13 protein-coding genes and 3 pseudogenes are annotated in these 20,105 nt (G+C 69.1%); 11 read left to right on the forward strand and 5 right to left on the reverse strand.

Annotated features, from left to right (window positions below; genetic code table 11):
• Positions 1–219 precede the first annotated feature (219 nt).
• Positions 220–877 (forward strand): annotated as a pseudogene (locus GA0115234_RS22030) (GAF domain-containing protein); the annotation flags it as partial.
• 66 nt (positions 878–943) lie between these two features.
• Here GA0115234_RS22030 and GA0115234_RS44370 read toward each other — a convergent pair.
• Both GA0115234_RS44370 and GA0115234_RS22040 read right to left on the reverse strand, forming a co-directional pair.
• Positions 944–1,042: pseudogene (locus GA0115234_RS44370) on the reverse strand (hypothetical protein); the annotation flags it as partial.
• 232 nt (positions 1,043–1,274) lie between these two features.
• Positions 1,275–1,898: a CBS domain-containing protein gene (locus GA0115234_RS22040; RefSeq protein WP_093544273.1), complete on the reverse strand. Its 624-nt coding sequence runs from the start codon at positions 1,896–1,898 to the stop codon at positions 1,275–1,277.
• A 382-nt stretch (positions 1,899–2,280) separates the two neighbouring features.
• Between GA0115234_RS22040 and GA0115234_RS22045 the strand changes: the two are divergent.
• A pseudogene (locus GA0115234_RS22045) lies at positions 2,281–2,953 on the forward strand (CBS domain-containing protein).
• 173 nt (positions 2,954–3,126) lie between these two features.
• Here GA0115234_RS22045 and GA0115234_RS22050 read toward each other — a convergent pair.
• Together GA0115234_RS22050 and GA0115234_RS22055 are read right to left on the reverse strand one after the other, a co-directional pair.
• Positions 3,127–3,867, reverse strand: coding sequence for a carbonic anhydrase (locus tag GA0115234_RS22050; RefSeq protein ID WP_176729239.1), 741 nt, complete (start codon positions 3,865–3,867; stop codon positions 3,127–3,129).
• A gap of 392 nt (positions 3,868–4,259) precedes the next feature.
• Positions 4,260–5,324, reverse strand: coding sequence for a PP2C family protein-serine/threonine phosphatase (locus tag GA0115234_RS22055; protein ID WP_093544754.1), 1,065 nt, complete (start codon positions 5,322–5,324; stop codon positions 4,260–4,262).
• 841 nt (positions 5,325–6,165) lie between these two features.
• Here GA0115234_RS22055 and GA0115234_RS22060 point away from each other — a divergent pair.
• The 7 genes from GA0115234_RS22060 to GA0115234_RS22090 all read left to right on the forward strand — a co-directional run bounded on the left by GA0115234_RS22060 (position 6,166) and on the right by GA0115234_RS22090 (position 16,809).
• Complete coding sequence (locus GA0115234_RS22060) at positions 6,166–7,287, forward strand: hypothetical protein (protein ID WP_093544275.1); 1,122 nt, start codon at positions 6,166–6,168, stop codon at positions 7,285–7,287.
• 25 nt (positions 7,288–7,312) lie between these two features.
• Positions 7,313–8,416 (forward strand): phosphotransferase family protein, encoded by a 1,104-nt coding sequence (locus tag GA0115234_RS22065; protein WP_093544757.1) that lies wholly within the window; start codon positions 7,313–7,315, stop codon positions 8,414–8,416.
• 514 nt (positions 8,417–8,930) lie between these two features.
• Complete coding sequence (locus tag GA0115234_RS22070) at positions 8,931–9,959, forward strand: helix-turn-helix domain-containing protein (RefSeq protein WP_093544278.1); 1,029 nt, start codon at positions 8,931–8,933, stop codon at positions 9,957–9,959.
• A gap of 287 nt (positions 9,960–10,246) precedes the next feature.
• The gene (locus GA0115234_RS22075; protein WP_093544281.1) at positions 10,247–13,636 is read left to right on the forward strand and encodes a S8 family serine peptidase; all 3,390 of its coding nucleotides are present in this window, start codon (positions 10,247–10,249) and stop codon (positions 13,634–13,636) included.
• Positions 13,637–13,866: 230 nt separating this feature from the next.
• Positions 13,867–14,397, forward strand: coding sequence for a hypothetical protein (locus GA0115234_RS22080; protein ID WP_093544284.1), 531 nt, complete (start codon positions 13,867–13,869; stop codon positions 14,395–14,397).
• A gap of 44 nt (positions 14,398–14,441) precedes the next feature.
• Positions 14,442–15,455: a hypothetical protein gene (locus tag GA0115234_RS22085; RefSeq protein WP_093544287.1), complete on the forward strand. Its 1,014-nt coding sequence runs from the start codon at positions 14,442–14,444 to the stop codon at positions 15,453–15,455.
• 19 nt (positions 15,456–15,474) lie between these two features.
• A complete protein-coding gene (locus GA0115234_RS22090) occupies positions 15,475–16,809 on the forward strand; it encodes a Dyp-type peroxidase (RefSeq protein ID WP_218107186.1) in 1,335 nt (444 codons plus the stop codon).
• A gap of 197 nt (positions 16,810–17,006) precedes the next feature.
• Here GA0115234_RS22090 and GA0115234_RS22095 read toward each other — a convergent pair whose 3' ends face one another.
• Positions 17,007–17,978 (reverse strand): SDR family NAD(P)-dependent oxidoreductase, encoded by a 972-nt coding sequence (locus GA0115234_RS22095; RefSeq protein ID WP_093544293.1) that lies wholly within the window; start codon positions 17,976–17,978, stop codon positions 17,007–17,009.
• Between the two features lie 55 nt (positions 17,979–18,033).
• On the opposite strand from GA0115234_RS22095, the gene GA0115234_RS22100 reads away from it, so the two are divergent.
• Both GA0115234_RS22100 and GA0115234_RS22105 read left to right on the forward strand, forming a co-directional pair.
• A complete protein-coding gene (locus GA0115234_RS22100) occupies positions 18,034–18,456 on the forward strand; it encodes a MerR family transcriptional regulator (RefSeq protein ID WP_093544296.1) in 423 nt (140 codons plus the stop codon).
• Between the two features lie 449 nt (positions 18,457–18,905).
• Complete coding sequence (locus GA0115234_RS22105) at positions 18,906–20,102, forward strand: M20 family metallopeptidase (RefSeq protein ID WP_093544760.1); 1,197 nt, start codon at positions 18,906–18,908, stop codon at positions 20,100–20,102.
• Positions 20,103–20,105: the final 3 nt, after the last annotated feature.

Here is a 20,105-nt window from a genome sequence, read left to right on the forward strand (position 1 = left end):
GAAAATCCGCCCCTGCACCGTCCTGCGACCCTCGGCCGGGCCGGTCGGCGCCCCCACCGTGAGGCTACTACCGTGAAAGGTGTGGCCTGACGCGCTACGTGAGTCACGACTGGAGGCACGGTGGGCGAGAACGGAGACAGGGGATCCGGCCACTGCGGAGAGGCGCATCGTCGGCTGGGCGCGTTGCCGGGTGATCTCCAGGAACGGCTCGACACCGTGATGCGGGGACCGGTCGAGGCGGCCCTGCTGCTGGATGCCGTCATGTCGGTGGGCAGAGGCCTTGATCTGCCCCAGGTGCTGCGTCGGATCGTCGAGGCCGCGGTTGTGGTGGTGGACGCCGAGTACGGGGCTCTGGGAGCGGTCGGTGAGGAAACCCGGCTCGCACAGTTCCTGGCGGTGGGCGTGACGGGGGAGCAGCGTGAGGCCATCGGTGCCCTCCCCGAGGGGCACGGCATCCTCGGCGAGTTGATCCGGCACTCCGAGCCGTTGCGGCTGGTGGAACTCTCCGAGCATCCGTCGTCCTACGGGTTTCCGCCGGACCATCCCCGATGCACTCGTTCCTGGGGTTCCCGTCCGGGTTCGCGACAAGGTGTTCGGAAACCTGTACCTGACCGAGAAGCGGGGCGGAGGGGCCTTCGACGCCGAGGACGAAACCGTGCTGTCGACACTCGCGGTGGCGGCGGCGGGATGGGCCATCGAGAACGCCCGTCTGTATGCCGAGACGCGCGACCGTCAACGTTGGCAGGAAGCCAACAGCGAGATCGTCGGGGCTCTGCTGAGCGGGGCAGACGAGGGGCACGTCCTGCGGATGATCGTCGATCACTCTTCTCACATTCTTGCCGCGGATCTCGGTGTGCTGGCACTGCCCGCGGCGGACGACCATGGCGGAGACGACACCGACGACCCGGTCCTCGTCGTCGAGCACGGGCAGTCCACTGATGTCGTGCCGGGCGAGCAGTTTCGCGACCTCCTTGAAGGAGGTGAGCGGGACGACCGAGACGACCTCGTCGGTCATCAGGTCTCCCACCTCGATGTGCTTCATGGCGGAACCTCCCTCCGTCTCACAGCCATTCACTCGGACGCGATGCCGGAGGCTGTTCAGGAACCATGATCCTTGGGGCCGCACAGGGACAGGAGGGCCGAACGGGGCGTGACCGGGACCGGTCGGGCCCGGCCTCGGGTGCCATGACACCTGGGGCGGGTTGAAGGCCGCTGCGTTACGGCCACGGCGTCTCCGGCGACGACTTGTCCCTGAATCCGCTCTCCTGGAAACGTCAGGAAAGTTCCATGCGTACGTCCACGACGCCTTCGACCGCGCGAATGGCACGAGCCAGAAGCGGCACCTGAGCACGGTTTCGGAGAGGTCCTTGAACGGTGACGACACCGTCCAGCACGGTGAAGTCCACCTGGTCCGGTGGAGACGCTTCGATGAGCACGGAGGATCGGATCTCCTCGTCGATCTCCTCGTCCGGGCGCAGGAACACCTTCAAGAGGTCGCTGCGGCTCACGACGCCTTCCAGCATGCCGAGATCGTTCACGACGGGCAGTCGTTTCACCCGCTTGCGCGCCATGATGCGGGCGGCTTCGGCGAGTGTGGTGTCGGAGTGCACGGTGACGGCCGGACTGGACATCAGATCCCCGGCAAGTACCGCGTCGGCCTTGGACGCCTCATCGAACGGGCCGGGCACCTTCGGTCCGTCCTGCCTGAACTCCTCCTTCGGCAGTAGGTCCGCTTCGGAGACGACCCCGACGACGCGGCCCTCGCCTTCGATGATCGGAACGGCGCTGACCTTCCACCGGTGCATCAGCGCGACGATTTCCTTGTACGAGGCCTTGCGGCCGATGGCCACGGCCGTGTGGGTCATGACGTCGCCGACGGTGTACGGGGACGCAGCCATGGGGTGCTCCTCGGACGTGACTCCTGGATGGTGGTACGACGGCTCACTGCCCACGAAGCAGCCGCCCTGAGGGGGCGGGGGTCGTGCGGACGGAGCCGCGCCGGGCTCACCGCACTTCTTCTCTGAGGTTCCGGCCGGCCGCGGCCGCGCACGGGCCCCTTTCCCGTCACCGTTGTGCTGAGTGCCGGACACTGCGCCCGCCCATGCGCCTGCGGGTGCTGTACCCAAACTGCCACGCACGGCGTGCCGCCGCAAAGGAGGGAAGCACAATGCCGTGGGGGGCGTTGTGCGGAGTCCATCGGCACCGAAGGCGAGCCTGCCGGCTCGACCGGGGGCATCTGATTCCTGCTTTCCGACCGGCACTCCTCGAAAGGCGAGTCACGTGCATCACCGAACTGTTGCGGAGCTCATGACCAGGGACGTCGTTCGGGCGCGGCGTGACCTGCCGTTCAAGGAGATCGTCAGACTGTTGGCGGAGAACGCTGTCACTGCCGTTCCCGTGGTGGACGAGCTGGACCGGCCCATGGGGGTCGTGTCCGAGGCCGACCTGTTGCGCAAGTCCGCAGACCTGTCCGACCCGAACGGCAGGACACCGATTCCCCATCTGGAGGCTTGGGAGCGAGCCAAGGCCGAAGGGGCCCGCGCCGAGGAATTGATGTCTGCTCCGGCGGTGTGTGCCCGTCCGGAGTGGACCGTGACCGAGGCCGCTCGCCTCATGGAAGTGCAGGACGTGAAGCGGCTGCCCGTCGTGGACGAAACGGACAAGCTCTTGGGCATCGTCAGCCGCAGGGACCTGCTACGGGTCTTCCGACGCGACGATGACGCAGTCCGTGAGGAAATCAACCGGGATCTCTTGCAGCAGACGATGGGTCTTGCTCCCTCCGCCGTGACGGTCGAGGCCGGCAGGGGGAGGTGGTTCTCAGAGGACCGTCGAATTCAAGAGTCTGATCCCCATCATCGAACGGTTGTACAGGAGCGTCGACGGTGGGGTGTCCGTCGCTGAATACCTGGACTACCGGACCGACGATGTACCGAGTTCACCCACCAACACGTGAAATGTTCGTTCCGCTGCCCCCGCCCACGGGGTCGGCCACCGTGCTCCGGCATGCCCGTTGCACGGCCCTGCCGGCATGCGGAGGCATGCGTCCGCGTCGGTCTCGACGGGCCAGGCGGAGTCGTACGACATGAGTCCGCGGCGCAGGCGCGTCGATCCGGTCCGTCCGCGCGGCTACGGCCTGGTAGGCGCGCCGCCCAGGACCTCCACCTTGCCCGTGTCGAGCGAGTAGTAGGCGCCGGCCACGGCAAGGGTGCCCTTCGCCACCAGCGGGGCCAGGTCCTGGTTGGAGCGCAGGGCGGACGCGGTCAACTGAACCTGCGCGCGGGCCATGGTCTCGACCGGGTCGGAGCCGCCCTCCCGGACCGCCTGCTCGTAGGCCGGCCGAAGAGCCCTGGCGATCGCATCCAGGTTGCCGGGGAGTGGCTTGCCGTCCCGGATGGATTCGTAGGCTGCCGCGACGGCGCCGCAACGCTGATGCCCGAGGACCACGATGAGCGGAGTGCCGCTCGTCATGGGCCCGTACTCCACCGACCCCGTGACCACCGGACCGACCGCCTCCCCTCCCGTGCGCATCACGTAGAGGTCGCCCAGTCCGGTGTCGAAGAGGAGTTCCGGCGGTACCCGGGAGTCGATGCACGAGAGGATCGCCCCGAAGGGCTCCTGCTTCTGGGCCACGAACTCGCGCCGGTCCGGATCCCGGTCGGGATGCCGAAGGTCTCCGCTCACCCAGCGTTCATTGCCGTCCATCAGTCTCGCGAACGCCTCGGCGGGCGTGCTCGGCCGCGCGTTGGGCGAAGTGCCGGCCGCCAGCGGTGCGGCGCTCGTCGAGGAGCACCCCGTGAGCGCTGCCGAGGCGACCACGAGTCCGCCGGCGAGAAGCGTTCGGCGACCCGGATGTTCTGGTCCGCGCATCGGTGCTGTTCCCTTCAGTCCGCTGAGATGGATCCGTACATCTCGACCAGAGCGATTGTTCAGCGTTGTGTGGGAGCACGACGACAGGCGCAAGGGGGTGCGGCCCGCTGTGCCACCGACGGCCCACAGAACCGGCTCGGGCGGCTGAGTGCCCGACGCGCGTGCCGGGCCCGAGGAACGTGCGCGCACGCGGCGGATCCGACTTTCCGGACACACCGAGGGATTCGCTCATCCGCGCTCGTAGCCCGTCTACGGTCGTCCGACCAGGTGACTGAGAATCAGGGTGCTCGTGTCACGTCCCATGTGTCCGGGGCATCTGAGTATGCGAGCCGGTGGGTCGCCCGTAACTCTCCGGGGGAGCGTGGAACCCGTTCCGCATCTTCGGGGCGTTTCTATTCGGGCAGGTGGTAGATGGCGAGGGCCGCGGTGTCGTCGTGGAGGTGGTTGTTGCTGTAGACGAGGAGATCGTGGTGGAGACGGGCGAGGAGTTCCCGGGGCTGGAGAGGTCCCCAGGAGAGGACACGCCGGCGCAGGGGGTAGAAGGCCCCGGTGCGGTCGCGTGCTTCGGTGACGCCGTCGGTGTAGAGCAGCAGCTGGTCGCCGGGGCCGAAGGGGTACTCATCGATCCGGTAGGCCTCTGTGAGGTGCATGCCCAGGTTGAGGGGCGGTGCGGGGTCGGCCGTCTCCAGTTCGGTGACCCCGTCGGAGCGGATGAGGAGGGGCGGGGGGTGGCCGCAGTTGACGATGCGGACCACGTGACGGCGGGGGATCTCCGCGAAAACAGCGGTGACGAAGCGTTCGCCCACTTCGTTTCCGGCCAGGTGGGCGGCTCTGCGATTCATGCTCGTCTCCGCCCGGTGGGCAACGGCGGCGAGGTCGGGTTCGTCGTGGGCGGCCTCGCGGAAGGCGCCGAGGAGGGTGGCGGCCGTCTCGACGGCGGGGAGTCCCTTGCCGCGGACATCGCCGATGACAATGCGGAGTCCGTGTGTGGTGGGGACGGCCTCGTACAGGTCACCGCCGATGCGCGCTTCCGCGGCGGCGGACAGGTAGAGGGATTCGATCAGAAGTGGGCCGATGCGGTGCGGTACCGGGCTCAGCAGGACATGCTGCGCGATCTCGGCCACGAAGCGCACATTGGCGAGGGTGCGTTCCCGGCGCACGCGGTGGGCAGCCAGGAACGTGCCGAGGACGCCGACCACGGCGGTGCTCAGGTAGGTGGCCACGTAGTGGCGCTCCCAGATGTAGCTCACCGGGCGGCCCGCGCAGCACGGGGTGCCGGCCAGGACTCCTTCGAAGACGATCGCGAACACGGTGACGCCGGCGACGGCAGCGGGGCCGAGGGCGAAGGCCGCGATGACGGGGAGGGCGATGAGCAGGAAGCTCACCGGCCATTTCACGGGCGTAAGGGGTTCGAGCACCAGGATGCCCGCGACGTAGAAGGCGGGCAGCCACCGCATCCACATGGGCGCGGGCGGCACCTGCGGGCCCCCGTCGCCGGGCGGCGCTGCCCGGCCACTCGCCGCACCGGGGCGGCCCGGCCACCTCACTCTCACTCCGTCGCAGAGCGAGCGGCGCGAGCACGGACGCTGCCCAGTCGGAGAACGAAGCCGCCGTGTGGGCCTGCATGCGGACGTTGCTCCTGGCGGCTCCACTCAAACAGCCTGTACACACGGGACTCCTGGCACATGATGTGGGCAAGACGTCCATCCTGCTGCCCCGCCACGCTCCGGGCCGACCATTGCTCCAGCCCATGGCATGTCAGGCACCTTCGCGCGGGGGCCTCTATGCCCTTCGTCAAGTCCGAGGTGATCGCGCGGCGGCTGCCTCGGGCAGGCGTGATACGTAGAAGGTGTCGTCGGGGGCAAGGCGAACAGGACGCCGACGCGGTGGAGGAGGGCCTGGGTGTCGGTGTCCTGAACGTGAAAGGGAACTGCTTGTACGGCAGCTCTTCTCGATCCCCACTCGCCACAGTCGGCCGGATGCGGTCCCGCCGCCTGGAGGCATGCGCACGGCACGCCGGTCACGGACCCGCGCCGTCTCCCTCGCCGCCACCGCCCTCGGAGCCGAGGAGACCGCCCTGGCCCTCCTCGCCGGCCACCCGCACACCGACACCGTCATCTGAGCCCCCGGCGGCACCGCCACCCGCAGCGGCAGCCCACCCGTCAAAGCCGTCGTGACGTTTCGGCCCGCTCCTGCCGTACTCCGGTTCACCATGAGGGATCCCTCTGGCCACGACCAGGGATCTGACATATCGTCAGCTCCTGTGCAAGCTCCCGTTGAGCCCTGCCGGAGGCCCTCGTGCCCGAACGCCCCGTAGCCCTCGATGAGTACCCCGTGCACCAAGTGCCGCTCTCCATGCGTCACGTCGCCACCAGCGACCGCAACGCCTACGACCGCTGCATCTTCCACGTCTTCGACCACACCGGCAGCGCCCTGCTCGTCCTGGGCCTGGGCGTCTACCCCAATACCGGCGTGATCGACGCCTTCGCCACGCTTCGCCTGGGCGACGAACTCCTCGCCGTCCGCTCCTCCGACGCCCTCACCGAGGACCGGATGCGGATGGAGGTCGGCCCGATCCGTATCACCGTCGACGAGCCGCTGAAGCGCTTCACACTGCACTGCGCCGCCGACCCGGCCGACCCCGACGGCCTGTCCTGCGATCTCAGCTGGCAGGGGGCCTTCGAGCCTCTGTGGGAGCCGCACCACACCATGCGCCGTGGCAACCGCCTCACTCTGGAAGGCCGCCGCTTCGTTCAGGCCGGCACGGTGACCGGCGTGATCCGCGCGAAGGGCGAGGAGATCATCGTCACCGCCGACGAGTGGACCGGCACACGCGACCGCAGTTGGGGCGTGCGGCCCATCCCTGGTGAGGATGGCGGACGCGCGGGGGAGGAGCACGTCCCGGAGGGTTTTCACTGGCTGTGGTGCCCCGTCCGGTTCGACGACCGGTTCCTGATGGTGATCGTCCAGGAAGAGCCCGACGGCTACCGCACCCTCAGCGACGCCGTCGAGGTACGTGACGGCCATCCCGACACCCAACTCGGCTGGCCGCAGCCGGACATCACGTACCGCTCCGGTACACGCCAACCCGAGCGCGCGGTCATTCACCTTGCCGACCGTCACCGCAAGAACATCGAGCTCACCGCGGAGATCCTCATTTCCTCCCCGCTGGCCGTCGGCGCGGGCTACCCACCCGCTGACGACTGGGGCCACGGGACGTGGCGCGGCCGCCACTGGACCGACCGACGCGGCTATGACCTCGCCGACCTGTCCGCGCACCCCATGGCCGTATTCGGCGTCACTGAACACGCCGCACGCTTCACCCTCGACGACGCCACCGGCTACGGGATCTTCGAGCACGGCACGTTCGGCCGCCACGACCCGAGCGGCTTCACCGGCTACGACTCGGTGGCGCCCTGACGCACGGAGACCTCGTATGGCAGAGATTCCCGAAGCACCCCGGATCCGGCGCACCACCCGCGACCCGGTGGAACTCACCCGCCGGCTCGTATCCTGGCTGGCCGCCGTCCACCCCGGAGCCCGACCGGCCGCCGTCACCGTGCCGGACTCCAACGGCATGTCGAGCGAGACCCTGCTCTTCGACATCGAGCAGGAAGAGGCCGCCGCGCCACCCCCCGTCCGCCGCTGCGTCCTGCGCCTGGCCGCGGACCCGAACGCGTACACCATTTTCCCCGCCTACGACATGACCCGCCAGTACAAGGTGATGCGCCTCGTCGCCGCGCACACCGATCTGCCCGTACCCGCCGTGCACTGGCTGGAGACCGACCCCGCCCATCTCGGCGCGGAGTTCTTCGTGATGGAGCGCGTCGAGGGGCGTGTGCCGCCGGACGTCATGCCGTACACCTACGAGGGCAATTGGCTGCATGCCGCCACGGCCGCCGAGCGCGAACAGCTGGAGCGCGCCAGCGTCTCCGTCCTGGCGCGACTCCACGACCAGGTGCCGGTATCGGAGGCGGGGTTCCTCACGGAACGGGGAAGTGGCAGCCCGCTGCGGCGACATGTGGAGGACCTGCGGACGTACTACGGCTGGGTCGTCGACGGCCGTCCGCGCTCACCCGCCATCGAGGCCGCCTTCGCCCGGTTGGAGGAGCTGTGGCCGGCCGAGGAGGGCGAGACGGTGCTCAGCTGGGGCGACGCGCGGATCGGCAACATCATCTATGACGGCTTCGAGCCCGCCGCCGTCCTCGACTGGGAGATGGCCGCCCTCGGGCCACGGGAGCTGGACCTCGCGTGGGCGATCTACCTGCACCGCTTCTTCCATGACCTCACGGTCACACTGGGGCAGGAGGGGCTGCCGGAGTTCTTCCGGCGGTCGGCGGTGGAGGAGCGGTACGCGAAACTCACCGGGTACACACCGCGGGACATGGACTTCCACACGCTCTACGCCTGCCTTCGGCACGCGATCGTGATGCTGCGAGTCGGCTACCGGCAGATCCACTTCGGCGAGGTCGCGGCCCCGGCCACCACCGATGACCTGGTCATGAACCGGGCGGCGCTGGAGGCCATGACGGAGGGCCGCTACTGGTAGCGGAACCATGCCGTGTCCGTCTGAACGCATTTCTCGCCCGGCCGAGCGACCTTACGATCTCCGGCACGGCTGTGGGAGGTACGGGGAGTCGGCGAGCAAGCGTGGCTTGGCCGGGAGCTGGGCTGAGCGAAGGTGCCTGACGGGTAAAAAATGCAGGTCAGGCTCCTTTCTTCGTGCCTCTGGAAGAAGCCCGGCTTCTTCGGCGCGTACGACACCAGGAGGTTCTTGGTCTGCTGGCGGTTCACCGCACCCATCACCTCTGGAGTACGAGCACGGGGGAATCGCTTGCTGCTGAGCAGACCTGGTCCGCATCCGGTCCGGATCTCGGGTGTTCTGCCGGCAGGTGGCCATCCGCGGTCGGCACGTCCGGGCGGGTCTCGCCCGGCTCGCTCAGGGCCTTGCCGCGCCCGACCGCGAACCTGACAGAGGGATAGGGTTCGGCTGAGAAGAATCCGCTCGACGCACGAGGGCTGCGCCAGGGCCGGACACGGTGAGGGGCCCGAGGAGGAGCCGGATGCTGCAGGCGCTGGGATTGGACCCAGCCGAAGAGGCCATCTACACGGCGCTGCTGGCCCGCCCGACAGCCTCCGCGCAGGACCTCGCCCGGCAAACCGGACTTGAGAAGGCCGAGAGCGTGCGCATCCTGCGTGACCTGGCGGCGCGCGGCCTGGTGGCCCTCGCCACCGAGGCCGGGAGCGCGTCACCCGGCTCGGCCGACTGCGAGGCCGGTCCTCGGCCTGCCCGCTACCGGCTCACACCGCCCTCGGTGGCCCTGGCCCCGCTCCTCGTCGAGCAGCGCAACGCGCTGCACCAGGCCGAGACCGCGTTCTCGATGCTGACCGAGCAGTACCGCGCTACCGCCGCACACACTGCGGGCGGTGTCGTGGAGGTGGTCGTCGGCGTGGAGCAGGTCGCACACCGATTCCACCAACTGCAGTGCGGCGCTCAGCGGGAGCTGCTTGTCTTCCTCGTCGGCACGCCCATCGCGGTGCCGCGCGAGGACACCGACACGTCGGAGAGCTCCGCGCTGGACCGCGGGGTCGACTTCCGGGTCGTTGCTGCCAAGAGCTATCTCCACGGTCACGACGTCGTGCGGGACGTGCGGGCGGCCGTCACGGCAGGGCTCGAGCTCCGCATGGCCGATTCGCTGCCGCTGAAGATGGTCGTGTCGGACCGGGAGCGCGCCATGGTGCCGCTGGACATGGCGGACTCCGGCGGTGAGCCGAGCGCGATCGTGGTGCACCGCAGCGGCCTGCTGACGGCACTGGTCCATCTTTTCGAGAAGGAATGGGCCCAGGCCCGACCGATGTACACCACTCCCACGGGCGTGCGCGCGGAACCGGCGGCCGACCAGCAGCCTACCGAGGGTGAACTGGAGGTCCTGGCCCTGCTGCTGGCAGGGATCTCAGACCGGCGGGCGGCATCCCAACTCGGCCTTTCCATACGCACCGTGGAGAGGCGGATACGCCGTCTGATGGACCTTGCCGGAGCGGAGTCGCGCCTGCAACTCGGATGGCACGCCGCACTTACGGGCTGGCTCTGACCTCCTTCTCGGCCTGAGAGCCGAGGACCTTCCCTCTGCCGGCGGTCCCCTTGCGAGGGTGGCCGCCGACTTCTGGCAGGTTCCCGCTCCACCGCCGGAGGGCCCGTGAACCGGGCTGGGAGGCATCCACCGGAGCGGCGGTACGCGCTGATGATCCGTTCGATGCGACCGTGTGACGGAATACCGCCACGTGGGAAACCCGTCACGCACAGCAACCCTAAGTGATCCGTATGTCTGCCAGGATGCAGCCGCAGCATGGCATGTTCACGGTTCAAGTAGGGAGACTCATGCATCCCATAGCGCGTATAGCCTTGGGCGCGGCCACCGCCGCCGTCCTGGCCGTCACCGCGGTCTCGCCTTCCGGGGCGGCGGATACACCGCCTGACGGTGCCTCGGGAAAGAGACCCGTCATCGGCGGCGGTGCCTCGGCAACGGGCGGCAAGCAGGTCGCGGTCACGCTCATCACCGGCGACAAGGTGCTGGTGACCACGGACACGTCGGGCCGCAGCTCGGCGGCCGTGCTGCCCCGCGAGGACGGCACCCAGCCGATTGTGCAGACCTTCCAGATGGGCAAGGACCTCTATGTCTACCCGGAGGACGCCTCCCGGGCGATCGCCGAGGGCAAGGTCGACGAGCAGCTGTTCAACGTCACTGGGCTGATCCGCCAGGGATACGACGACACACATACCGACGCGCTGCCGCTCATCGCCACCTACCGGAACGGTGTGAACGTTGCCGGCAGTGCGCCGGCGGCCCCTCGTGGAGCCGAGCGAGGCCTGAGCCTCCCGGCTGTGGACGGTGTCGCGCTCAAGGCGGACAAGGACACTGCCGCCACTTTCTGGCAGGACGTCACCCACACCCGCTCACGTTCTGCCTCCACGCTGAAGAAGCTGTGGCTGGACGGCAAGGTCAAGGCCACGCTGGACCGGTCCACCAAGCAGGTGCACGCGCCGGAGGCCTGGGCCGAGGGCTACGACGGCAGGGGCACCAAGGTCGCCGTGCTGGACACGGGCGTGGACGCCGAGCACCCGGACCTGGTGAGCCGGGTCGCCGCGTCCAAGAACTTCACGGACTCCGACAGCACCGCCGACCGGCAAGGGCATGGCACCCACACCGCCTCCACGGTCGGCGGTTCCGGGGCGGCCAGTGACGGACGCAAGAAGGGTGTCGCCCCCGGGACGGATCTGCTCATCGGCAAGGTCCTCAACGACAGCGGCTCCGGCGCGAGCTCCTGGATCATCGCGGGTATGCAGTGGGCCGTCGACCAGCAGGCCGATGTCGTCTCCATGAGTCTGGGCAACCCCGCGATCGGCGACTGCACCGACCCGCTGGCCGAGGCCGCGAAGCAGCTCTCGCAGAGCACGCACACCCTGTTCGTCGTCGCCGCCGGAAACGCCGGCTCGGGCACCGAGACCGTCTCCTCGCCCGGCTGCGCGCCCGGCGTGCTGACCGTCGGCGCTGTCGACCGTGACGACACCACCGCGTGGTTCTCCAGCCGCGGTCCGGTGGCCGTCACCCACACCCTCAAGCCCGAGATCGCGGCCCCCGGCGTGGACATCTCGGCGGCCAACGCGGGCGGACGCGGCGTCTACGCCTACCAGACGATGTCGGGCACCTCCATGGCGACACCGCACGTCGCGGGCGCAGCGGCCATCGTCCGCCAGGCCCACCCGGACTGGACCGCGCAACAGATCAAGGCCGCCCTGGTCTCCTCCGCCCGCACCGGCGGCAAGGTCGCGGGTGCCGACCAGACCGGGGCCGGCGTCCTCGACGTGTCCGCGGCGGTGCACCAGCAGGTGCTCTCCGCGCCCGCCGTCCAGGGCGGCAGCTACAACTGGCCGCAGGACACCTCGGACCGCACCACCGTGCAGGTGCCCTTCACCAACACCAGCTCCGGCGTACTTTCCCTGAGTCTCAAGGTCGGCGGTGTGCACGGCAACGACGGCAGCGACATCGACTCCGGCGTCATCAAGCTGGAGCAGGGCAAGGTGACCGTTCCCGCGGGGGCCACCGTCCAGGTGCCGGTGCGGATCGACCCCACCGCCCGTCTCAAGGCCGCCCAGTACGGTGCCGTCACCGGCCGGATCATGGCCACCGGCAGCAAGGCGCACGTCTCCGTGCCGGTCACGCTGTACGTCCAGCCGGAAACGGTCACCCTCCGGGTCAAGGTCATCGACCGCAACGGCGAGCCCGCGACCGGCGCCTCCTCCCTGGACCTGGTCAGCCTCGACACCGACAAGGGCGAGCGCCGCAGCAACCAGGGTGCGACCGACCAGATGTACAGCGTGCGGCCGGGCGACTACGCTCTCGCCGGCTTCGTGGCCACCTACGACGCGGACAACGCAGCCGAGTCCATCGGCTACCTCGGGCGCCCGCAGTTGCGGATCACCCGTGACACCACCGTCGTTCTGGACGCTCGCAAGGCCCACCGGCTGAGCGTGCGGACCGACCGTCCCTCGACGGTGAGCCACACCACCTTCAGTTACGCCCGTACGTGGGACGACACCTGGCAGCTGAGCGGATCACTCATGGCCGGCAGCGCCGTGCAGAAGTTCTACGCCTCGGTCGACGGGCGTGCGCGGAACGGCTCCTTCGAATTCCGGCCCACCTGGCGAGCGACCGGTTCCCGGGGCGGCTCGGCCCATGTCTACAACCTCTCGTTCCCGACCCAGGGCCCGCTGCAGTCCGATCGGGTCTACCGGCCGAGGGACTCCGAGCTGGCCCAGGTCACCGAGAAGTGGAATGCCCTCGGCAAGGAGGCCGATTACACCGACGGACTGTTCATCCGTCCTTCCTGGAACAGGAACACCACCGTCACGGTGAGCCTGTTCGACCCGGTCCACGTGCCGGGTACCCGTACCGCCTACTACACGACCGGCGACGACGCCTGGATGCACGGCGCGATGACCAGCTTCCCGTTTGCCGCGTTCATGAGCGACCAGGACCGCATCTACCGGGCCGGAGACCGGCGTACCGAGGAGTGGTACCGCGGTCTCCTGAGGCCGGCCGCACCGCGTGACAGCGCCGGCAAGCCGGTGCTGGCCGCCGAGCGGCAGGGCGATCTGATCGGCTTCCAGAGCGCCCTCTGGCTCGACGCCTCCGGCGATCACTGGTCCGGAGGCGCGTCGTTCGGCGACCTCGGCAACCTGTTGCTGAAGCGCAACGGCGAGGAGATCGCCAGAAGCGCCTATCCGTACGACGTGTTCAAGGTGCCGGCCGAGGACTCCGCGTACGAACTCACCCAGAACCTGTCCAAGATCGACACCTCGGACCGGAACTGGCTGCGCTCCACCGAGGTCACCACCACCTGGAGCTTCCGCTCCCGCCTGGAGCCGGACGTCTACTCCCGCGGTCTTCCGATCCTCTTCCCGGCGTACGACCTGCCGGTGGACGGTACGAACACCCTGCCCGCGCGGAGCGGCATCAAGGTCGGCCTGTCGGCCGAGGGCCACGCCGGGTACACCCCAGGCGTGATCACGGCGGCCTCGCTGTCTTACTCCTACGACGGCGGCACCACCTGGACGCAGGCGCAGACCGAGCAGCAGCACGGCGAGTGGACGGCCGTCCTCGACCACACCGGCGCCGCCGGCAAGCAGGTCATGCTGAAGGCCACCCTCACCGACTCCAACGGCAACGCGGTCACCCAGAACATCACCCGCGCCTACGACATCCGGTAGCCACACGGCGTGGCCGGGCAGTCCCCCGCAACAGGGGCCTGCCCGGCCACCCACCTGCTGCCCCACCGGTGACGACCACACTTCCGCGGCAGGCTCCGGCCAGGCCCCCGGCGGTGCTGCCCGCACCCCGCGACCGGAATCACGGCAGTGCCGCCCACGAGGCGGATGGGCCGGCCGCGTGGGACAATCAGAGGAATTGTCCCGGCCGACAGGTGGCGGGAGGAGCGGACATGGAGATCGAGCCGCAGGCGGCAGTCATCCCCACGATCGACCGGCTCGAGCAGGGGAAATACGGCCCCGTCTTTCCGAAGACACCGGCGTGCTACGGGTTCACCATCGTCGCGAAGGTCAAGCCGGGCCGGGCCGATGCGATACGTGCCCACGGCAAAACCCTGGCCAAGGCATTGGAGGAAGACCCTCATCTCCTCGCGCCACTGAAACTGCACTACCTGCGCTGGGTGCTCTTCGACGACGACACGCGGTTCATGTACCAGGGGATCTTCGATACCGACTTCGACAAGTACACCGAGGACGCCGTCGTGCTTTTCGGAAGGGCAGGGGTGAACACGGCCTTCGAGAACCTCGAAGGATTCCCCGAGGACTGGCGGACCAATCCCGAGGCGTTCGTCAGGTTCGTGCGCGAGCACCACTGCCCGAGCTTCATCGAGTACGGGGAGTACCCGTACGTATCCGCCGACGAGATCAAGAAGGCTCTGCGGATCAAGGGTGCCCTGTCGGAGATGCTCGACCAGCTGCAGTGAGAGCGGGCTGCCGTGTGCTTGTCCCATCGTGGATCGGAGACGAGATGAGCGAGGTCAGGACCGCGCGCACCTACAACCAGAACCACAACCCGCGTGAACACACCCCGGGTCGACGACGGGTGAGTATCTACGTCTCGTGGAGCTATCCGGCCGAGGCGGGCAGGAATCCGGCCGAGCTGGACAACAGGTTCTCCACGATGACGGAGGTCAGGCGCACGGCGTGGCCCGCCTACGAGGAACCGGAGTGGTCCGACCCGTTGCGGTTCCAGCAGAGTATCGCCGGCTCGCTGGAGTTGTTCTTCCGGGCCTGGGTGCCGTTTCAACAGTTCGTGGAGGAGGTCACCGGGCACCCCGTCCCGGTGTATCAGCGCATCGACCAGGCCGGATTCCGGACCCCGCTCGACGAGCGCGTACTTGCCGACACCGACACTCTCTTCGTGTTCGGGCTGGACCACATGGTCACCGGACAGGAGGCCCGGCCGGACGAGGTCGAGGCACTGCGGGCTTTCCTCGGCAGGGAGGACGCCTGCCTGGTCCTGGGGCCTCACCATGACGTCGGGGCATCGGACGATCTGGTCGTACGGGACGTGGAGTACCACCATCACGGCGATCCCTTGGTGCCCCGCCAGCAGCGATTCGCCACCTATGTCCGAGACTTGATGCAGGGCCTCGCGGTGCCGGTCGAGAACCGTTACGGACTGCGCCCCGCAGTGCGGGAGAAGAACAGGATCGCCCCGCTCTCCACGGTGAGGGACCTGGACGCGAAAGGGTGGCTGGAAGGGGTGACGAACTTCAACTTCCACATGCACCTGCCGCATTACGCCGTGACGACCGACGAGCCGGATGTCATCCATGTGCTGGCCAGGCAGCCGATCGACATCTCCAGGCCGCATCCGTTCACCGAGGCCGGCGACACCGAGTTCAACATGTTCCTGTGGATGCCTCCGAGCGGTGAGCGGGCCGGTGATGTGCTGCTGGCGGACTCCACCATCTTCAGTTCATTGTTCGGCGGCGACGAGAGTCTGCGGAGATTCTGGCGGAACCTCGTTTCGAGGTAGCGCCGGAGGGAGGCGAACCGTGAGCAGGCCTGTGCACGTCGCGTTGGAACTCGACGATATTCAGCGTGGGGTTCTCAGCCCTCGGCCGACTCCCTACGCCGCGACCTATCTTGTGTTCCGCGTCGATGACCGGGCGGACGGGCGAGAGCTGATGCGGCGCGCGAGCGCGGTGGTGACCTCCGCCGCCGACACGGTCAGCCCTCGGGGGGACACCTGGGTCAGTGTCGCGATCTCCTGCCGCGGTCTGGAGGCCCTGGGTGTGCCGCGCGCATCACTGGACACGTTCGCCTGGGAGTTCCGGCAGGGCATGGCCGCGAGGGCCAGGACGCTGGGTGATGTGGACGCGAGCAGCCCCGAGAACTGGGAAGCGCCGCTGGGCACGCCGGACATCCATGTGGTGCTCACAGCGGTGGCGCCCGACCCTCGACGGTTGGAGGCGGCCCTCGACCGGGCCCGCCCCGCGTACGACCGCCTTTCCGGAGTGACCGCGATCTGGCGGCAGGACTGTTACGCACTGCCCACCGAGGCCGAGCACTTCGGCTATCGCGACGGCATCAGCCATCCAGCCGTCGAAGGAAGCGGCATCGCCGGATCGAATCGGATGGAAGTTCCGTTGAAGGCGGGGGAGTTCGTGCTCGGCTACCGGGACGAGATCGGCGGCCTCCAGACCCCGCAGCCGGAAGTGCTGGGTCGCAACGGCAGCTACGCGGTCTTCCGAAAGCTCTACCAGGATGTCGCCGCGTTCCGCCGCTATCTGCGGGACAACGCCACTTCTCCCGAGGACGAGGAACTGCTCGCCGCCAAGATCATGGGGCGCTGGCGCAGCGGAGCCCCTCTCGCGCTCAGTCCGCACCACGACGACGCCACTCTCGGTGCCGACGGGGACCGCCGCAACACCTTCCTGTACGAGCGGGACGATCCGGCGGGATTCATCACGCCCGGCGGCTGCCACATCCGCCGGGCCAATCCCCGCGACGCCTCGGTGGCGGGCGAGGTGCGGCTGCACCGCATGATCAGACGCGGCGCCGCCTACGGCCCGCCGCTGCCCGAGGGAGTCCTGGAGGACGACGGAGCAGACCGCGGCCTGATGTTCGCGTTCATCGGGGCCCACCTCGGGCGGCAGTTCGAGTTCGTCCAGTCGGAGTGGATGAACGACGGCGTCTTCTTCGGCGCGGGCAACACCAAGGATCCCATCACCGGATCCCACGACGGAGTCACCGGCATCACCATTCCCCGGCGGCCGCTGCGACGGCGTCTCACCCCACTGCCGCGTTTCGTCGTCACCCGCGGCGGTGAATACTGCTTCCTGCCGAGCCGGAGCGCCCTGCGCTGGCTCGGGGGGCTCCAGAACTGACAGGGCGACTGACCGGGGGAGGGGGAACGATACGACCGAGTCGATCCCAGAGGCGGACACCGGGTGTCACGCGACGAGTGACGGCGCACGTGACGTGATGAACCGCTGTCCGTACTCACGGGAGTGGAGTGCGGCATCTCCGTCCGCAACCTCCCGAACCACGGCGGAGGGCAGGGCGGCATGTGCGGAGCGCCCGTTCATCGGGGGATCGGTGTGGCGCCGGTCGCGGCGGCGGACAGGTCCCGGAGCCGAGCGGCCTCGTCGGGGTCGATGGCGTACGCGCGGACGCCGCCGTCGTCCATGGGCTGGTCGGGGGCGGAGACGCGGGCGATGTCGCAGTCCTCCAGATAGAGCCCGCCGCGGCCGTCGAGGAGCAGGGACGTGGCGGCCCACAGACCGGTGGCGGCGCCCTGGGAGGGGGTCTTGAAGCCGGCTCCGATCACGTTGCCGTGTCCGTCCACCCAGCCGCGATCGATGTGCTCCTGCAGGGGCATCTCGCGCTGGAGACCGGTGATGATCCTGCCCGGGTGGAGTGCGAACGCGCGGACGCCGTCGTTGTGCCCGAGGGCGTCGAGGTGCACGGCGAAGAGAGCGTTCGCGGTCTTGGACTGACCGTAGGCCAGCCACTTGTCATAGCCGGTGAGGAAGTGCGGGTCGTGCCGGCGGATGGCGGTCAGGGTGTGTCCGGCGGAGCTGTTGACGATGACGCGCGCACCTCCCGCGGCGGCCAGGAGCGGGTAGAGCTCGCAGGCGAGCGTGAAGTGTCCGAAGTGGTTGGTGGTGAGCTGGCCTTCCCAGCCGGGCCCTACGCGCCGCTCCGGGGTGGCCATGACGCCCGCGACGGCCATCAGGAGGTCGAGCCGGTCGAGACAGTCGCTGATGCGCGCGGCGGCCGAGCGGACGCTCCCGAGGTCCGCCAGGTCCATGGGGACGACCTCGCAGTTACTCACCTCCTGGAGAGCGGCACGGGCGATGTCGGGGCGGCGGGCCGGAACGATGACCCGGGCCCCGGCGGCCGTCAGAGCCCGGGTGGTCTCCAGGCCGAGCCCGGAGTAGCCCCCGGTCACCACGGCGGTCGCGCCGGAAAGGTGGAGGTCGGCCACGATGTCCTCGGCGGGGGTGGCAGCGGAGAAGGGTGAGCCGAGCGGCTGCTGATCAGTGAAGGTCATGCCCCTGACGCTACGATCTGGAGCAAGGTCTAGATCAAGTCCAGGAGTGAGCGGCATGACGACCACCGAAGCCGCCTCGCAGTTGCTGAGCATCGGCGAGGTGGCCGGACGAACTGGACTGAGCGTGCACGCCCTGCGCTTCTACGAGCGCGAGGGCCTGCTGGTCGGGCCGGTCCAACGCACGTCGGGTGGCGGGCGGCGCTACACATCCTTCGATGTCGACTGGCTGCTGATCTGCGTCAAGCTCCGCGCGTCCGGTATGCCGCTCGCCGACCTCAAGCACTTCGCCGAACTGGTGAGGCAAGGTCCGGGCAACGAGGCGGAACGCCTGCGACTGCTCGATGCCCATCGACAGCGCGTCGACGCACAGATCCAGGCGCTGGAGGAGTGCCGATCCGTCATCGCCTGGAAAGTCGGCGTCTACGCCGAGCATCTCGCCCGCGGCAAGGCCGGCGGGCTCTGGGACCCGACAGCCTGAGGCCAGGAGGCGGGTCCGCGCTACGGAGCACAGCCGTGGTCGCGGAAAGTGCCATCGTCGCCGGTGACTGCCGGAGCCCTGAAGGTTGCGGGATACGCCGCCTCAGCGGGGCCTCGGCCGAGACGCCCCCGAGGCATCTCGACGCTCGTACTGATGCATCGTCAGGATTGGTGGATCGCAGGCCAGATGGGTTGCCGTCCCCGCGGCAATGGGCGGTGCGGCCTGAGCCGGGTCACTGCATCGGAGGCCCGGTTCATCGCCCCACCCCAATCGAGCACATCGATATTGGCCGACCGGACAGATCTCACCGCGGCGCAGCTCACGATGCTGGGCAGATGCGTCGACTGGAGGTTTCCACCGTGACAGAACACCGCGCCGTGATGAAGCGGACCACTGGGCAGGAGGACGGTGCCCGGCCGGAGAGCCGGGAACGGGAGCGTGCGGCCGAGATGATCGCAGAGATCGAGCGGCTGGTGTGCTGCGAGTCCCCCTCGGACGACCTGGCCGCGGTCGCCCGCAGCGCCGAGCTGGTGGCCCGGATCGGCGCCGGTCACCTCGGGGCCGAGGCGGAGCGGGTGGTCATCGACGGATGCACACATGTGCGGTGGCGCTTCGGCCGGACCCCGCGCGTGCTGCTCATCGGGCATCACGACACGGTGTGGCCGGTCGGTTCGTTGAGGAGCCATCCGTTCGAGGTCCGCGACGGAGTGCTGCGCGGCCCCGGTTGCTTCGACATGAAGGCCGGTCTGGTGATGGCGTTCCACGCCTTGGCGGACCTGATCGGCACGGGGGCACGGACGAGTGTGTCCGGACCCGGGGCCGCACATCCGCTGGACGGTGTCACCCTCCTCATCACCGGTGACGAGGAGCCGGGTTCGCCCTCGTCCCGGGAGCTCATCGAGGACGAGGCCCGCTCCCACGGCGCCGCCCTCGTACTGGAGGCCGCCGGACCGGGTGGGGCCCTGAAGACGCAACGCAAGGGGGTGTCGCGCTACGAGGTACTGGTCCGAGGGCGTGCCGCCCACTCCGGCCTTGAGCCGGAGCGTGGCGTGAACGCGACGATCGAGGCCGCCCACCAGATCCTGGCCGTGGCCGCACTGGGCGACGCGGCACACGGGACGACTGTCACGCCGACCCGCCTGGAGGCGGGCACCACCAGCAACACCGTCCCCGCATCGGCACGCTTCGACGTCGACGTCCGCATGCGGGACGCGGCGGAGCAGCACCGTATGGACCGAGCGATGCGTGACCTGCGGGCCCGGTCCGCCGGCGCAGCCGTGGAGGTCACAGGTGGTCCGAACCGGCCGCCCTTGCAGGCCACCGCATCGAAGGATCTCTTTGCGCGGGCGTGCCGGCTCGCGACGGACCTCGGGCTCGGCCCGCTCACACAGGTGGCCGTCGGCGGCGCCTCCGACGGAAATCTCGCCGCGGGAGTCGGCACTCCGACCCTCGACGGCCTGGGAGCGGTGGGCGGCGGCGCGCATGCCGACGACGAACATCTGCTCGTCGCGGAGCTGCCACGGCGGACCCGTCTGCTCACCGCGTTGGTGGCCGACCTCCTGGCACCGCGGGAAGGCTGTCCGTCCGGACGAAGCGGGAGCCCGCATCCTGTGCCCTCGAACCAGCTGCGCGAAGATCGGGGTTGAAAC

Source organism: Streptomyces sp. DvalAA-43 (assembly GCF_900091725.1).
GTDB lineage: Bacteria > Actinomycetota > Actinomycetes > Streptomycetales > Streptomycetaceae > Streptomyces > Streptomyces pulveraceus.

Coding starts and splice junctions, on each gene's coding strand:
- GA0115234_RS22085 (WP_093544287.1), top strand. CDS start 14,442: ATGAGCGAGGTCAGGACCGCGCGCACCTACAACCAGAACCACAACCCG.
- GA0115234_RS22050 (WP_176729239.1), bottom strand. CDS start 3,867: ATGCGCGGACCAGAACATCCGGGTCGCCGAACGCTTCTCGCCGGCGGA.
- GA0115234_RS22080 (WP_093544284.1), top strand. CDS start 13,867: ATGGAGATCGAGCCGCAGGCGGCAGTCATCCCCACGATCGACCGGCTC.
- GA0115234_RS22075 (WP_093544281.1), top strand. CDS start 10,247: ATGCATCCCATAGCGCGTATAGCCTTGGGCGCGGCCACCGCCGCCGTC.
- GA0115234_RS22100 (WP_093544296.1), top strand. CDS start 18,034: ATGACGACCACCGAAGCCGCCTCGCAGTTGCTGAGCATCGGCGAGGTG.
- GA0115234_RS22055 (WP_093544754.1), bottom strand. CDS start 5,324: ATGCGGTGGCTGCCCGCCTTCTACGTCGCGGGCATCCTGGTGCTCGAA.
- GA0115234_RS22105 (WP_093544760.1), top strand. CDS start 18,906: ATGATCGCAGAGATCGAGCGGCTGGTGTGCTGCGAGTCCCCCTCGGAC.
- GA0115234_RS22095 (WP_093544293.1), bottom strand. CDS start 17,978: ATGACCTTCACTGATCAGCAGCCGCTCGGCTCACCCTTCTCCGCTGCC.
- GA0115234_RS22070 (WP_093544278.1), top strand. CDS start 8,931: ATGCTGCAGGCGCTGGGATTGGACCCAGCCGAAGAGGCCATCTACACG.
- GA0115234_RS22040 (WP_093544273.1), bottom strand. CDS start 1,898: ATGGCTGCGTCCCCGTACACCGTCGGCGACGTCATGACCCACACGGCC.